Genomic DNA, 15,480 nt, shown 5'->3' on the forward strand with positions numbered 1-15,480 from the left:
GGCGATGCCGTCCGCGCCCGTCGGTCCGGTGGGTCCGGCGATGCCGTCCGCTCCTGTAGGACCGGTCGGACCGGTGGCGCCGTCCTCGCCGGTGTCACCCTGAGGTCCGGTCTCCCCTTGGGGGCCGGTCTCGCCTCGGGGGCCGGTCTCACCTCTCGGGCCCGTGGCGCCCGTCGCTCCTGGAGGGCCGGTCGGACCGCCCGGACCTTCCTCGCAGTGGTCGTCGTTGCCACCGAGGGCCGCGATGCGGTCGTGGTCGTCCTCGTCGTGCCAGTCGGGCGACGAGGAGTCGTGCTCGTTCTGCTGCCCGCCGTGCTCGTCCTGCTGCCCGGCGTGCTCGTCGTGGTGTTGGTCGTGCTCTTCGGAGGGCGGGCATCCCTCGTCGCCGGACCTCGTCAGGGTGGAGTGCTCGGACATGCTTCGCGTGGTGGCGACGGCGGGGGCGGCCAGGCCGGCTGTCACTACCAGCGCGAGCGAGGCGAACGTGCTGACCTTGGTGATCCTGTCGCGAGCCAGCGGGCCTATCAGTGAGATCGTCCTGCGTTCAGGACTCATCTATATGCTCCTTGTTTCAACCGGTTTGGGGCTTTTCCCCTCACTCGATCGTGAGCCTCACCCCTGTCCACCGAGCCGACCAGCGCGCTGGCCCGGACGGGGAGGGAGATCATCAGGTCGGAGCAACCGGTAGTCACGGGTGGGCTAATTCGACGCCATGGACAGTCGTTTGTGAGATATGAGGAGATATGTCACGCGGCCGCTCGGGCAGCGTTCCAACGTCCCCGGGACCGGTGAGCCGTGAAATCGCAGACCATCTGCCTCTGCATGATCGTCAAGAACGAGGCCCGCGTGATCGAACGCTGCCTCGCCTCCGTACGCCCCCTGATCGACACCTGGGTCATCTCCGACACCGGCTCGACGGACGGCACGCAGGACCTGATCCGCAAGGCGCTGGACGGCATCCCGGGTGAGCTCCACCAGGACCCCTGGGTCGACTTCGGCCACAACCGGACACGGAACATCCAGCACGCCCGGGGCAGGGCCGACTTCCTGCTCACCATCGACGCCGACCACGTACTGCGCCAGGACGCGCCGCTTCCCCGGCTGACGGCCACCTCGTACATGCTGCGCTACGACACCCCCGGTACCCAGCACCGCTTCAAGCATCTGATGCGGGGGGATCTGCTCTGGCGGTACGAGGGCGTCACCCATGAGTACCCGTGCACCGACGCGCCCGACACCCAGGAGAACCTGGACGCGATCGTCATCGAGGACCGTGCCGACGGCGGCTGCCGCGGCGACAAGTTCGAGCGCGACGCGCGTCTGCTCAGGCAGGAGCTCGACCGCGACCCCACCAACCCCCGCACCGTCTTCTACCTCGCCAACACCGAACGCGACCTGGGGCACGCGCGCGAGGCGATCGCCCTGTACGAGCGGCGCGCGGCGATGGGCGGCTGGGGCGAGGAGGTCTACTGCTCGCTGCTCGAAGCGGGCATCCTCAGGGCGGAGAAGGAAGAGGACTGGCCGGGAGCCATGGACACGCTCTCCCGGGCCTGGGAAGCACGCCCCGCACGGCTGGAGGCCTGCTACGAACTGGCCTCCCGGCTGCGCCTCCGCCGCCGGTACCACACGGCGTACACCCTCCTCGTCGACGTGGTCGACAGGCCCGCCCCGGACGACCTCCTCTTCACCAGGCCCTGGGTCTACCGCTGGGGCCTGCTGTTCGAGTTCTCCATCAACGCCCACTGGGTGGGCGACCACGCCGGGGCCCTGCGTGCCTGCGACCGTCTGCTGGCCATGCGGGACCTGCCCGAACGCGTCCGCCGCCAGGTGGAGACCAACCGGGAGTTCTCCGCCCCCCATGCCGCCCGGCCGGAGCTGTCCGCCGTGGTGCGCCGCCCCGAGGCCGCCCGGACCGGAAAGCCCGCCTAGTCCGCCAAGTCCGCGAGGGCTTCCGGACGCAGGCGGTAGCCTCCCCCGGCCGACCGCCCGGGGCGGGCACGGGGGCGCGCGAGCGAACCGCGTGGAACGCGCGGTCGTGTGGCCGCATCCGTACGGGCCGCTGAGGCGTCCATGCTGTTATGGACCTGGAGAAGAGGCCCCCCGTCCGGCCGTCGGCCGAGCCGCCCGCCGAGCCTTCGGTGGCGCGCCCGCCCGTGCGGCAGCAGACGCCCGAGGGATGCCTCACGGCCGCGATCCGGATCCCCCTGCGGATCGTCGTCCTCGTCCTCGTCGTGCCGGTGCGGATGGTGTGGGACGTGTGCGTGGTGACCGGCCGGTTCCTGAGGGACACCGTGTTGCGGCCGTTGGGGCACGCGTCGCTGTGGCTCGCCGGGGCGGTCCTCGTCCGGCCGTGGGTGGCGCTGTGGCGCCACGCCGTCGTGCCGCTCGCCCAGGGGTTCGCGTGGCTCGGGTACCGGCTGCTGGTCGTGCCGGCGGTGTGGGTGTACCGGTACGCGCTGACACCCGCGGGGCACGCGATCGCCTGGGCGGCCAGCGGGATCCGGGCCGGAGCCGTCTGGCTGGCCGGCGGACTCGGGGCCGGCCTCGGGTGGCTGTACCGGTGGACGCTGGCGCCGTTCGGGCGGGGCATCGCCTGGCTGGCCAGGAGGATCGGGTCCGGGACCGCCGCCGTCGCGCTCGCGCTGTTCACGGCTCTGGCCTGGCTGGCGCGGTACCTCCTCGTCGTACCGGCCGGGTGGCTGTACCGGTATGCGCTGACCCCGGTGGGACACGCGCTCGCGTGGGCGGCCCGGGGAGCCGGGTGGCTCATACGGATGATCTTCACTGGGCTCTGGCTCGCGATCTACTGGACCGCACGCGTGCTGCTCGTGCTGCCCGCGCTCGCCGTGTGGCGATGGGTGCTCGTACCGGTCGGGCGGCTGCTCGCGGTCGTGGGCCGGGAACTCCGGGACGCCCTCGCCCACGCCTGGCGGGTGGCCGGGCACCTCTCGCGCGCCGTCGGACGGTTCCTGGCCGGCCTCCTGCGGTGGCTCCTCGTCGAGCCGGCGCTGTGGTCGTACCGGACCGTCCTCACGCCCGCCGGCCATGTGGTGCGGGACGCCCTGTGGAAGCCGGCCACGGCGGCCGCGCGCGCCGTGGGCCGCGCTTCCCGGCAGGCCTGGGCCACCGCCCGCGAGTCCGCCCGCCAGGCCCGCGCCGCCGTACGCTCGGCACTCCTCGGGCGGCCGGCGCAGCCGCGGCCCGTCCACGGGCGGGAACCGAGAGCCGCCGGGGCACGTACTCTTGGTAGAAGTACGACCGCTCTCACGAAGGACTGAACGACACTGGGCAAGCGACAGCCCGAAGGCCCGCCGCCCGCACCCGCGGTGCAGCGCATCCGACTGCGCTACACCAAGCGCGGCCGCCTCCGGTTCACCAGCCACCGTGACTTCCAGCGCGCCTTCGAGCGTGCGCTGCGCCGTGCCGAGGTGCCCATGGCGTACTCGGCGGGGTTCACGCCGCATCCGAAGGTGTCGTACGCCAATGCCGCACCCACCGGCACGGGCAGTGAGGCGGAATATCTGGAGATCGCGCTCACCGACGCGCGCGACCCGGAGAAGCTCAGGATCCTGCTCGACGAGTCGTTGCCCACCGGCCTCGACATCGTCGACGCGGTCGAGGCCCGGACCTCCGGGCTCGCCGACCGCCTCACGGCCTCCGTGTGGGAGCTGCGCCTGGACGGCGTGGACCCGGCGGACGCCGCGCGCGCGGTCGAGGCCTTCACGGCGGCGGACCTCGTCGAGGTCCAGCGCAGGACCAAGAACGGTCTGCGGACCTTCGACGCCCGGGCCGCAGTCGTCGACCTCACCGGCCGTGACGGACGGGACGCGGGCGACGGAGCCACCGGTTCCGGGACGCCCGGTTCCCGGCCCCTCGCCGGTGCCGGCTCCACCGGAGCGGCCGCCGCCGCGCCCCTTGCTGGGCCGACGGACCAGCCCTGTGCGATACTGCGGCTGGTTGTTCGGCACGTGACGCCTGCCGTACGACCCGACGACGTCCTGTCCGGTCTCCGCGCCGTGGCCGACCTGGCGCCGCCGGTCCCCGCAGCGGTGACCAGGCTGGCGCAGGGGCTGTTCGATGAAGAGACCGGCACGGTGACCGACCCGCTCGCGCCCGACCGCGAGGCAGCGCCGGCCCTCTCAACGGCCGAACCCACTGCCGCCGCGAAGGCGTCGGCGACGGTAGGTCCCGCGTAGGGACGGACGTCGTAGCGCCGCCCTCTGATCCGGGAGCCACCTGGGTCGGGCAGCGCACCGACCACAAGACTTTCGCCAGGCCGTACGCAACATGGCGTACGGAACCGGCGAGACAGGACACAGAAAGCTCCCGTGCGGCGCCCGCGCCCCGGACGGCGGCAGTCGCGCACGACGCGAGCCGCGGACGTCACCGGCCCCTGCCGGACCGGGCGCGGCGCCCGGGAGCCCGACGGGAGAAACCCCCGCATGCCCGAATCGATCGAATCCGCAGAGCCCGCGCAGGGCTCAGAGCAGAACACGCCGAGCGACACCCTGCCGCCGCGCCGTCGCCGCCGCGCCGCGTCCCGCCCCGCGGGACCGCCGTCGGCCGCCTCCGAGGCCGCCGCGGAGAGCACCGCTCCGGCCGTACCGGCCGCCGAGTCCGACGACCTCGCGTCCGCCGACGAGGTGGAGGAGACCGCCACGACCGCTGAGGTCGTCGCGGAAGCCGAGGCGGTTGCGCCCCCCGCTCGCACACGTCGTCGTGCGACCCGCCGGGCCTCCGCGCCCGTCGGCGCGCCCAAGGACACCGAGGCCGTCGAGGTCGTCGAGACCGTGGCGCCCGCCACCACCACCGCCGTGGCGGAGAGCGCCGAGACCACCGCCGTGGCCGTCGAGGAGGCGGCGCCCGCCGCCCGCCCGCGTCGTCGTGCGACCCGTCGTGCCTCCGCCCCGACCGGTGCGCCGCAGGCCGTGGAGGAGAGCGCCGCTGCGTCCGAGGCCGCCGTCGCCCCGGCCGAGGTTCCGGCCGCCGAGGCCCCGGCCGCCGTCGAGGAGGCGGCGCCCGCCGCCCGCCCGCGTCGTCGTGCGACCCGTCGTGCCTCCGCTCCCACGGGTGCGCCGCAGGCCGTGGAGGAGAGCGTCGCCGCACCCGAGGTGGTCGCCCCGGCCGAGGTTCCGGCCGCCGAGGCGCCCGCCGCCGTGGAAGAGGCGGCCCCCGCCGCCCGTACGCGTCGTCGTGCCACGCGGCGGGTGACCACTCCCGCCGGGACGCCCGAGAACGAGACCGCCGAGGCCGTCGCCGCCGGGGACACCGCGCCGAAGACCGTCGAGGCGCCCGTCGCCGAGACCGCGCCGGCCCTGCCCGTCCAGGAGGCTCCGGCCGCCGAGGCGGAGGACGGCGGCCCGCGCCGCGCCCGTCGCCGGTCGGCGCGCAAGGCAGCCGGCGGCTTCTCGGCGCCGCCCCCGCCGGTCGCCGAGGACGCGCCGTCCCGCCCGTCCCGGCCCGCCGTGGCCGTGTTCCAGGCGCCCGTCTTCACCGAGCCGATGTTCCAGACGCCGGAGCGGGCAGCCGCGCAGGCCGCCGCCGATGCGGAGACCGACACCGTGGAGGCCGAGGAGCCCGTCGAGACCGCCGACCTCGGCGGCTTCGCCGAGGAGGAGAACACCGGCGGGTCGCGCCGTCGCCGTCGCCGTCGGGGCGAGCCCGCCGCGGTCGAACAGCCCGCCGCCGTCGTGACCGAGGAGCCGGACGAGGCCGAGGACGCCGAGGAGCCCGAAGAGGCCGCCGAGGACGCCGGCGAGGGCGACGAGTACGGCGAGGAGGAGTCCACCGGTTCGCGCCGTCGCCGCCGCCGGGGCGGGCGCCGCCGTCGCCGCGGTGACGCGACCGACGCCGACGACGCCGCCGAGGGCGACGAACACGCCGCCGAACAGAGCGCGGAGGACGCCGAGGACACCGCCGAGCAGCTGGACGAGGACGCCGAGGACGAGGTCGACGAGCGCGAGGAGTCCGGCTCCAGCAGCAGCAGCAGCAGCCGTCGTCGCCGGCGCCGTCGCCGTCGCGCCGGTGACTCCGGCACCGAGGCCGAGGCGACGCCCGACGACCCCGAGCGCACGGTCGTCAAGGTCCGTGAGCCGCGGGAGCGGCGCGCCAAGGAGACCGAGTTCTCCGACGAGGTGCAGTCCATCAAGGGCTCCACCCGTCTGGAGGCCAAGAAGCAGCGCCGCCGCGAAGGCCGGGAGCAGGGGCGCCGCCGCGTCCCGATCATCACCGAGGCCGAGTTCCTCGCCCGCCGCGAGGCCGTCGAGCGCGTCATGGTCGTCCGCCAGAGCGGCGAGCGCACCCAGATCGGCGTCCTGGAAGACAACGTGCTCGTCGAGCACTACGTCAACAAGGAGCAGTCGACCTCGTACGTCGGCAACGTCTACCTCGGCAAGGTGCAGAACGTGCTGCCGTCGATGGAGGCCGCCTTCATCGACATCGGCAAGGGCCGCAACGCCGTGCTGTACGCCGGTGAGGTCAACTTCGAGGCGCTCGGCATGGCCAACGGGCCGCGCCGCATCGAGTCCGCCCTGAAGTCCGGCCAGTCGGTGCTCGTCCAGGTGACGAAGGACCCCATCGGCCACAAGGGCGCGCGTCTGACCAGCCAGGTCTCCCTGCCCGGCCGCTACCTGGTGTACGTCCCCGAGGGGTCGATGACCGGGATCAGCCGCAAGCTGCCCGACACCGAGCGGGCCCGGCTGAAGACCATCCTCAAGAAGATCGTCCCCGAGGACGCGGGCGTCATCGTGCGCACCGCCGCCGAGGGCGCGAGCGAGGACGAGCTGCGCCGTGACGTCGAGCGGCTGCAGGCGCAGTGGGAGGACATCCAGAAGAAGGCGAAGAACGGCAACGCGCCGACGCTGCTGTACGGCGAGCCGGACATGACCGTCCGTGTCGTCCGCGACATCTTCAACGAGGACTTCTCCAAGGTCATCGTCAGCGGCGAGGACGCCTGGGAGACCATCCACGGCTACGTCTCGCACGTGGCGCCCGACCTGGCCGAGCGGCTGCAGAAGTGGACCTCCGAGGTCGACGTCTTCGCGACGTACCGCATCGACGAGCAGCTGATGAAGGCGCTGGACCGCAAGGTGTGGCTGCCCAGCGGTGGTTCGCTGGTGATCGACAAGACCGAGGCCATGATCGTGGTCGACGTCAACACCGGCAAGTTCACCGGCCAGGGCGGCAACCTGGAGGAGACGGTCACCAGGAACAACCTGGAGGCGGCCGAGGAGATCGTGCGTCAGCTGCGGCTGCGCGACCTCGGCGGCATCGTCGTCATCGACTTCATCGACATGGTCCTGGAGTCCAACCGGGACCTGGTGCTGCGGCGCCTGCTGGAGTGCCTGGGACGCGACCGGACGAAGCACCAGGTCGCCGAGGTCACCTCGCTGGGCCTGGTCCAGATGACCCGCAAGCGGGTCGGCCAGGGCCTGCTGGAGTCCTTCTCCGAGACCTGTGTCCACTGCAACGGGCGCGGCGTGATCGTGCACATGGACCAGCCGACGGCCGTCGGCGGTGGCGGCAAGCGCCGTAAGCGCGGCCGTGGCGGCGCCGAGCACGACCACGACCACGACCAGGTGTCCGGGCACGAGACCGCCGAGCCGGTGGAGACCACCGGACAGGCCGAGGCCGAGGTGGCCGCCGAGGTCGCGGAGCCGGTGGCGCTGCCCGCCCCCGAGTTCGAGCCGGACGAGGAGCTGTACAGCAGCGTCGCCGAGGCCGAGGCGGCCGTCGGGCGGGGCCGTTCGCGGCGCCGCGCGACCCGGCGGGCGTCCGCGCCCTCGGGTGCGCCGAAGTACCGCGAGAGCGTGACCGGCGGCACCGTCTCCGAGGACCGTGCCCCGAAGCCGCGCGAAGCCGCCGAGGCGGAGCCCGTGGCGGTGGAGGACCCGGTCGTGGAGTCGCCGGCCGCCGAGAGCACCGAGGACGCCGCGCCCAAGGGCCGTACGCGTCGCCGGGCCACCCGGAAGGCCACCGCCCCGGCGGGCGCCCCGGCCGGAGCGGTGGCGGAGGAGACCGTGGTGACGGTCTCCGAGCCGGTCGTGGCCGAGACGACGGCGACGGTGTCCGAGCCGGTCGCGGCCGAGGAGGCCGCACAGCCCGAGGAGCCTGCCGCCGCCGAGAGCGCGGCTCCGGCGCGTCCGCGTCGGCGTGCGGTGCGCAAGGCGACGGCGCCCACGGCGTCGGCGGAGGCGGCCGTGGTCGTGGTCCCGTCGGCGTCCGCCGAGGACGCGGTCGTGACCCCGGCCGAGGAGGCCGCCGCGGCGCCGGTCGAGGAGGCCGCCGCGGTCACCGAGGAGACCGCGGCAGAGGCGCCCGCCAAGAAGACGGCGGCGCGCAAGACGGCCAAGAAGGCGACGGCGAAGAAGGCCGCCACGAAGAAGACGGCGGCGGCCAAGAAGACGGTCGCGAAGAAGGCCACGGCCAAGAAGGCGGCCACGACGAAGAAGACGGCCGCGAAGAAGACCACGGTGGCCGCCGAGCAGTCGTCGGCCACGGTCACGGCCTCGACCGACGAGGGCTGAGCCCGGGCGGACGTGCGGTCCGCTTCTGCCGGTGCCCCTGCCGGGTGGGAGACCACCCGGCAGGGGCACCGGCATGCGGGGCGCCGGTGGTTGAGGGGAGAGCAACTTCACGCAGGGGCGCGCGGATCCGGGGTCGGGGCGGCACGGGGACGGCCGCGCCGGCACGGGGTGCGGTGGTGTGCGGCGAGCCCGGGCCCGGCCGGGAAACGGCTGCTCGGGGGCGGTGAGACGTCGCTCACGCGGCGGGCGAGGGGCTCGGTTTGACCCCTTCGGGCGTGGCCCCGTAACCTTGGCCGTCGGCGTGTCCGTAGGTAGAGACGCGTCACATCCCCGTAAACCTCATTCCTTCCGCGCGCCGGGCGCCGTGGGAGAGGCCGTTCGTATGTCGGACGGCTGGACTGCGGGGGTGCCGTTCCGGAGCGAGAGAGTGAGATCCGCGTGTACGCCATCGTGCGCAGCGGTGGTCGCCAGCACAAGGTTGCTGTCGGCGACATCGTTGAGGTTGACAAGATTTCCACCGCCAGTGTCGGCGACACGGTCGAGCTCTCGACCCTGCTCGTCGTCGACGGCGACGCTGTGACCAGCGACCCGTGGGTGCTGGCCGGCATCAAGGTCCAGGCCGAGGTCGTGGACCACCACAAGGGCCAGAAGATCGACATTCTGCGCTACAAGAACAAGACCGGCTACCGCCGTCGTCAGGGCCACCGCCAGCAGTACACGGCGATCAAGGTCACTGAGATCCCCGCGGCTGCGAAGTAAGGGACTGAGGAGACATGGCACACAAGAAGGGCGCATCGTCCACCCGGAACGGTCGCGACTCCAACGCTCAGCGGCTCGGCGTGAAGCGCTTCGGCGGTCAGCTCGTCAATGCCGGTGAGATCCTGGTCCGCCAGCGCGGCACGCACTTCCACCCGGGCTCGGGTGTCGGCCGCGGCAAGGACGACACGCTGTTCGCGCTGAACGCCGGTGCGGTCGAGTTCGGCACCAGCCGTGGTCGCAAGGTCGTCAACATCGTTCCGGCCGCCTGAGTCTTCCGACTCGCCCGGTCTTCGCGACCAAGGCTTCCGTAGAGCGATTCGTCGAGGCGGACCTCACTTCTCGTACGGGATTCCGTACGGGAAGCGGGTCCGCCTTTGACGTGTTACAGGTAAGACATTTCCGAACACCACGCACAGCGCGTATCTGGAGGCACCCACCATGACCACCTTCGTGGACCGCGTCGAGCTGCATGTCGCCGCGGGTAACGGAGGCCACGGCTGTGCCTCCGTCCACCGGGAGAAGTTCAAGCCGCTCGGCGGCCCCGACGGCGGCAACGGCGGCCGGGGCGGCGACGTCATCCTGACCGTCGACCAGTCGGTGACGACTCTCCTCGACTACCACCACTCCCCGCACCGCAAGGCCACCAACGGCAAGCCCGGCGAGGGCGGCAACCGGTCGGGCAAGGACGGGCAGGACCTGGTCCTTCCCGTGCCGGACGGCACGGTCGTGCTGGACCGGCAGGGCAACGTCCTCGCCGACCTCGTCGGCCACGGCACCTCCTTCGTCGCCGCGCAGGGCGGCCGGGGCGGCCTCGGCAACGCGGCCCTCGCCTCCGCCCGCCGCAAGGCGCCCGGCTTCGCGCTGCTCGGCGTGCCCGGCGACATGGGCGACATCGTCCTGGAGCTGAAGACCGTCGCCGACGTGGCGCTGGTCGGCTACCCGAGCGCGGGCAAGTCCTCGCTGATCTCGGTGCTGAGCGCGGCCAAGCCGAAGATCGCGGACTACCCCTTCACCACCCTCGTCCCCAACCTGGGCGTGGTGACGGCCGGCGAAACGGTCTACACGATCGCCGACGTCCCCGGACTGATCCCCGGCGCGAGCCAGGGCAAGGGCCTGGGCCTGGAGTTCCTGCGCCACGTCGAGCGCTGCAGCGTCCTCGTCCACGTCCTCGACACCGCCACGCTGGAGTCCGACCGCGACCCCGTCTCCGACCTCGACATCATCGAGGAGGAGCTGACGCAGTACGGCGGCCTCGACAAGCGGCCCCGGATCGTCGTCCTCAACAAGATCGACGTGCCCGACGGCAAGGACCTCGCCGAGATGGTGCGGCCGGACCTGGAGGCCCGTGGCTACCGGGTCTTCGAGGTGTCCGCCGTCGCCCACACGGGTCTGCGGGAGCTGTCGTTCGCGCTCGCCGACCTCGTGGGCCGGTCGCGTGCCGCCAAGCCGAAGGAGGAGGCGACGCGGATCGTCATCCGGCCCAAGGCCGTCGACGACGCGGGCTTCACGGTCGTGCGGGAGGAGGACGGGCTGTTCCGCGTCCGGGGCGAGAAGCCGGAGCGCTGGGTCCGTCAGACCGACTTCAGCAACGACGAGGCGGTGGGTTACCTCGCCGACCGCCTGAACCGCCTGGGCGTCGAGGACGAGCTGATGAAGGCGGGCGCCCGCTCCGGCGACGGCGTCGCCATCGGACCCGAGGACAACGCGGTCGTCTTCGACTGGGAGCCGACCGTCATGGCCGGCGCGGAGATGCTCGGCCGCCGCGGCGAGGACCACCGCTTCGAGGAGCCCCGCCCAGCCGTCACGCGTCGCCGTGACCGCCAGGCGGCGCGGGACGAGCTCCAGAAGGAGTACGACGACTTCGAGCCGTTCTAGGTCTGCCGCCGGGCAGATCCCGCGCACCGCACACGCCGAAGGGCCCCGGATCTCTCCGGGGCCCTTCGGCGTGTGCGGTCGGCGTGTCCCTAGGCGAGTGCCTCGCTCGGCTCGCCCTCGGTGAGTTCGTCGCCGGCCTCGCGGGGCGACGGCATGTCGTTGACGATGCGCGACTCCATCCGCTTGCGGCGGTCGTCGGCCTTGGCGCAGAGCGCCTTCACCGCGGAGCCGAAGCGGACCAGCGACGGCGGGTCGGAGGGACCCAGCAGCTGCTCCTTGAGGTCGGCGCGGGCCTTGGCGAAACCGTCCTTCTCGGGGTTGCGGACCGCGTCGAGGAGAGCGGGGACACCGTCCGCCGCGGGTGTCAGGACGACACCCGCGGAGACCGTCGGGAAGGCCGCGCGGAACGCCGCCTCCGGCAGCCCGGACGTGTTCGCGACCGAGTACGGCTTCTCACTGGAGAGCCAGTCGGAGACCACCGAGGAGACATCGCTGATCAGCAGGTCCGACACGTTGAAGCACGCGAAGATCGCGGGCCGCGCCTCGGTCACGATGCCGTGCTCCCACTCCGGGAACGACGCCCAGTACGCCTTCTCCCAGGCGAGCCTCGCCTCGAAGATCGCCGCCTCGCGGTCCCCGCTGGGCGTGCCCTGCAGCAGCATCCGCTCCATCTCGTCCGCGCTGACCCGGAACGACGTGGAGGTCAGCCGGTCCAGCTCGGCCGCGCGGCGGGCGAGCTCGGCAGCCGCCTCCGCCCCCGGCCGCGCGCCCGAGCGCTTGGCGTTGGCCTCGCGGATCATCGCCTTGATGCGCTCGTTGGCCACACCCGCGCGCGGGTCGACCGAGCCGGTCATCGGGTGCGGCTTGTAGAGCAGCCGTACCTTGTCGTCGGCGAGGAGCCCCCGGACGATGTTCTCGCCGGCCAGCACCACGGACGTGTTGCCCGGGTTGCCGTCCCAGCCCTCCCAGGTGGGGGCGTACAGGACGGTGGTGTACGTGCCGGTCGGCGGGCCCGCGTACGGGCGGATCGGCGCCAGCTGCGGCCGGCCGACCTCGACGATGTCCTTGTCCTCGACGCCGACCTCGGCGAGCGCGTACCGCTCGCGCGCCGCGGGACCGGCGACCCACACCTCGTCGTACGCCTTCGCGTACGGGTTGCACGAGGAAAGCTTGTCGCTCTCGCCGTGGTTGATGAAGGCGTGCTTGACGGTGGGGATGCGCAGCACCTGGGAGGTCTTCGCGGCGTTGGCCGGGTGCAGCATCATCTTCAGCGTCGAGGTCTCCAGCGAGAACATCGTGGCGACCTTCGGGAAGCAGATGATCGGCACGTCCGTCGCGTCGATCTTCTGGACCATGAAGCGCTCGCGCAGCACGATCAGCGGCTTCTCCAGCTGCGAGAGCGTGGAGAGCCACATGTTGGCCTGGTACGCCGACGTCGTACCGCCGGAGAAGTACATCGCGGTCGTCGGCCGGTAGTCGGCGAGCCACGCGTCCAGCCACTCCATGACCTGCTCGTCGTTCTTCGCGCGCTTCTTCGGCAGCAGCCAGGTCGCGAGGTGGACGGTGCCCGCGACGAGGAGGGTGAGACCGGCGCCGAGGCCGACGCCGCCCCAGGTGGCGTCCCGCGTGGCCGCGGTGAGCACCAGACCGGCCGTGATCGGCAGCGAGAAGGTCAGCAGCCGGTGGGCCTGGCGACGGGCCAGGATGCGCGGCGGCGCGGCCGTCAGGCGCAGCGCGGAGGCGTCGATGTTGCGGGTCACGATCGGCAGCGTCCGGCTGCGGCGCACGAGCACCGAGACGGCCTGGCAGGCGAAGTGCACCACGTAGAAGAGGAGGAGGCCGACCAGGAGCGGTGCCTGCTCGCGCAACGGGTCGATCCCGTCGATGCGCAACAGCCCCACCAGGATCAGCATGTCGCGCATCAGCTGGCGCACCAGCGCGTCGAAGCGGATCTTGCCCAGCGGTGCCAGCAGTCCGGGATCCCGGTACTGCAGGAACGTGTCCAGGAGAAGGCCCGCCGCGCTCGCGGCGACGAACACGGGAATGTTCGGCAGCAGCGCGGAAACGATCTGGGCCGTGAAGAGCGCGAACATCGCGAACAGCGCGGAGAGCTGCGCGACGCGGCGGGTTGGGAGGCCTGCGGAGGGCACGGGCTGGGCTCCTGCGGAGGGGGTGACGGACAAGAGGGGGAGGGTGACTCCGGGGGCGGCCTGCGGAAGGCCGATCCCTGACCGTATGACCTAGGGAGGCCGAGGAGCAATCTGCCGTGGGAACAATCACCGGCAGTCGGACATAACGCACGCAACCTGGGGTGCTGCACGAGCATCTTCCCCCAAGGGCCCACCGCCGGACCGCCGCCCTCCGCCCCGGGAAGCCCTGGAGGCCGCCGCCCTCCCTCCCCCGGTGCCCGCGCCGTCCGCCCCCGGCTCCCCGCGCCGTCCGCCCCTCGAAATGAGGACGCGTCCGGTCCGCCCGCTCCCGTAGATTGCGAAGTGCACACACCGGGCTGTTCGGAGCATTGGGGATAGGCGTGTCAGCGGCAAGGCAGGCAGTGGCGGAGGCGCACCGGATCGTCGTCAAGGTGGGCTCCTCGTCACTGACGACGGCGTCCGGCGGCCTCGACGCGGACCGGGTGGACGCCCTGGTGGACGTCCTCGCCAAGGCCCGCAGCGGGGGAGAGCGGGAGGTCGTGCTGGTCTCCTCCGGCGCCATCGCCGCCGGGCTCGCGCCGCTGGGCCTGCGCCGCCGGCCCAAGGACCTCGCCCGCCAGCAGGCCGCCGCCAGCGTCGGCCAGGGCCTGCTCGTGGCCCGCTACACGGCCTCCTGCGCCCGCTACGGCATCCGCGTCGGCCAGGTGCTCCTCACCTCCGACGACATGAGCCGCCGCGCCCACCACCGCAACGCCTCCCGCACCCTCGACAAGCTCCTCGCGATGGGCGCGCTGCCGGTCGTCAACGAGAACGACACCGTCGCCACGGACGAGATCCGCTTCGGCGACAACGACCGCCTCGCCGCCCTCGTCGCCCACCTCGTCCGGGCGGACCTGCTGGTCCTGCTGTCGGACGTGGACGGCGTGTACGACGGGGACCCCGCCAAGCCCGGCACGTCGCGGATAGCGGAGGTACGGGGGCCCGAGGACCTCGCGCACGTGGAGATCGGCAGCGCCGGCAAGGCGGGCGTGGGCACCGGCGGCATGGTCACCAAGGTCGAGGCCGCCTCGATCGCCACAGGCGCGGGCATCCCCGTGGTCCTGACCAGCGCCGTCCACGCGGCGGACGCGCTCGGCGGCCGCGACACGGGCACCTACTTCCACCCCACCGGCAGACGGTCCGCCGACCGGCTGCTGTGGCTCCAGCACGCCTCCACCCCGCAGGGCGCGCTCATCCTCGACGACGGGGCCGTCCGCGCGGTCGTCGAGCGCCGCACATCGCTGCTGCCGGCCGGCATCGGCGGCGTCGAGGGCGACTTCACCGCCGGTGACCCCGTGGAACTGCGTGACGGCACGGGCCGGGCGGTCGCCCGCGGCCTCGTGAACTTCGACGCCAAGGAGATCCCCCGGCTGATCGGCCGCTCGACCCGGGAACTGGCGCGCGAGCTGGGTCCCGCGTACGAACGAGAGGTCGTACACAGGGACGACCTCGTCCTCCTGCACCCCTGACCAGCGGCCCCGTGGAGGGAGCAGAGCACGGCCCCCCGCGGTGCACGTTCCGTAAAACCGCCACACGAAGCCCCTGAGCCTGCTCAACTTTGACGCAGGGAGATTCCGCACGACCTGTTGCGAAGCTCGAAATCGTTGCGAAGGAGGCCGTCGTGAGACGAGTGCGCCCCGGGGCCGCGGCGTCCCGCGGTGGTGGTCCCTCCCGTGCGGTCGGCGAGGAGCGCAAGCTCACCAGCGTCGCCGCCTCGGACACCTACGAGGGCGAGAGCGCCGAGAAGCCGCAGGACCTGCCCCGGCTGTGGCACGTCACGCTGAGCGTCTCCGGGGCCGAGGCCCCCCTCAAGGAGGTGCGGCGCGGCCTGGAACAGCTCGCCCACGACCACCCCTTTCTGCTGACCAGCCGCTACGCCGACGACCACGCCGAGATCCGCTACTGGGAGGAGGCCCGCGACCTCCACGACGCGGCCGCCGTCGCCCTGCGCCTGTGGGGCGAGCACCGCCGGACGGCCGGGCTGCCGCCCTGGGAGATCGTCGGCCTGGAGGTCATCGACCGCCAGACGTACCACCAGCGGATCGCCGAGGGGTACGGGTCGCCCCCGGCGACACCCGTAGGGGTCCACCCCTTCTGACCACCCCGCGGCCTCGCGGCCCGGAAGGGGAGCC

At 72.8% G+C, this 15,480-nt stretch carries 10 protein-coding genes and 1 pseudogene; 9 read left to right on the plus strand and 2 right to left on the minus strand.

Annotated elements, in window-relative coordinates:
- Positions 1 to 555: pseudogene (locus tag ACZ6BB_RS08380) on the minus strand (collagen-like protein); the annotation flags it as partial.
- Between the two features lie 267 nt (positions 556 to 822).
- On the opposite strand from ACZ6BB_RS08380, the gene ACZ6BB_RS08385 reads away from it, so the two are divergent.
- The 7 genes from ACZ6BB_RS08385 to obgE all read left to right on the plus strand — a co-directional run bounded on the left by ACZ6BB_RS08385 (position 823) and on the right by obgE (position 11,159).
- Positions 823 to 1,929, plus strand: a complete 1,107-nt coding sequence (locus ACZ6BB_RS08385) for a tetratricopeptide repeat protein (protein WP_471614511.1) — start codon at positions 823 to 825, stop codon at positions 1,927 to 1,929.
- A 149-nt stretch (positions 1,930 to 2,078) separates the two neighbouring features.
- Positions 2,079 to 3,278 (plus strand): hypothetical protein, encoded by a 1,200-nt coding sequence (locus ACZ6BB_RS08390; protein ID WP_471614512.1) that lies wholly within the window; start codon positions 2,079 to 2,081, stop codon positions 3,276 to 3,278.
- A gap of 48 nt (positions 3,279 to 3,326) precedes the next feature.
- Positions 3,327 to 4,196: a TIGR03936 family radical SAM-associated protein gene (locus ACZ6BB_RS08395; RefSeq protein WP_471614513.1), complete on the plus strand. Its 870-nt coding sequence runs from the start codon at positions 3,327 to 3,329 to the stop codon at positions 4,194 to 4,196.
- Between the two features lie 246 nt (positions 4,197 to 4,442).
- On the plus strand, positions 4,443 to 8,525 hold the full coding sequence (locus tag ACZ6BB_RS08400; RefSeq protein ID WP_471614514.1) for an Rne/Rng family ribonuclease: 4,083 nt from the start codon (positions 4,443 to 4,445) through the stop codon (positions 8,523 to 8,525).
- A 438-nt stretch (positions 8,526 to 8,963) separates the two neighbouring features.
- Complete coding sequence (gene rplU, locus ACZ6BB_RS08405) at positions 8,964 to 9,284, plus strand: 50S ribosomal protein L21 (protein WP_005479329.1); 321 nt, start codon at positions 8,964 to 8,966, stop codon at positions 9,282 to 9,284.
- 14 nt (positions 9,285 to 9,298) lie between these two features.
- A complete protein-coding gene (gene rpmA, locus ACZ6BB_RS08410) occupies positions 9,299 to 9,553 on the plus strand; it encodes a 50S ribosomal protein L27 (protein WP_351413260.1) in 255 nt (84 codons plus the stop codon).
- 169 nt (positions 9,554 to 9,722) lie between these two features.
- Positions 9,723 to 11,159, plus strand: coding sequence for a GTPase ObgE (obgE, locus tag ACZ6BB_RS08415; RefSeq protein WP_471614515.1), 1,437 nt, complete (start codon positions 9,723 to 9,725; stop codon positions 11,157 to 11,159).
- An 89-nt stretch (positions 11,160 to 11,248) separates the two neighbouring features.
- Here the strand turns inward: obgE and ACZ6BB_RS08420 are convergent, their stop codons facing one another.
- Positions 11,249 to 13,309, minus strand: coding sequence for a hypothetical protein (locus ACZ6BB_RS08420; RefSeq protein WP_471614516.1), 2,061 nt, complete (start codon positions 13,307 to 13,309; stop codon positions 11,249 to 11,251).
- Positions 13,310 to 13,710: 401 nt separating this feature from the next.
- On the opposite strand from ACZ6BB_RS08420, the gene proB reads away from it, so the two are divergent.
- Together proB and ACZ6BB_RS08430 are read left to right on the plus strand one after the other, a co-directional pair.
- Positions 13,711 to 14,817 carry a glutamate 5-kinase gene (proB, locus tag ACZ6BB_RS08425; protein WP_471614727.1) on the plus strand — a complete coding sequence of 369 codons (1,107 nt, stop codon included), beginning with the start codon at positions 13,711 to 13,713 and terminating at the stop codon, positions 14,815 to 14,817.
- A gap of 161 nt (positions 14,818 to 14,978) precedes the next feature.
- Positions 14,979 to 15,446, plus strand: coding sequence for a hypothetical protein (locus tag ACZ6BB_RS08430; protein ID WP_471614728.1), 468 nt, complete (start codon positions 14,979 to 14,981; stop codon positions 15,444 to 15,446).
- The last annotated feature ends 34 nt before the right edge of the window (positions 15,447 to 15,480 follow it).

The organism is Streptomyces sp. NPDC041108 (assembly GCF_055592645.1).

Bases quoted from the DNA above. Each gene is read 5' to 3' on its own strand.
- ACZ6BB_RS08385 (WP_471614511.1), top strand. From the start codon at position 823: ATGATCGTCAAGAACGAGGCCCGCGTGATCGAACGCTGCCTCGCCTCC.
- ACZ6BB_RS08390 (WP_471614512.1), top strand. From the start codon at position 2,079: ATGGACCTGGAGAAGAGGCCCCCCGTCCGGCCGTCGGCCGAGCCGCCC.
- ACZ6BB_RS08400 (WP_471614514.1), top strand. From the start codon at position 4,443: ATGCCCGAATCGATCGAATCCGCAGAGCCCGCGCAGGGCTCAGAGCAG.
- rpmA (WP_351413260.1), top strand. From the start codon at position 9,299: ATGGCACACAAGAAGGGCGCATCGTCCACCCGGAACGGTCGCGACTCC.
- obgE (WP_471614515.1), top strand. From the start codon at position 9,723: ATGACCACCTTCGTGGACCGCGTCGAGCTGCATGTCGCCGCGGGTAAC.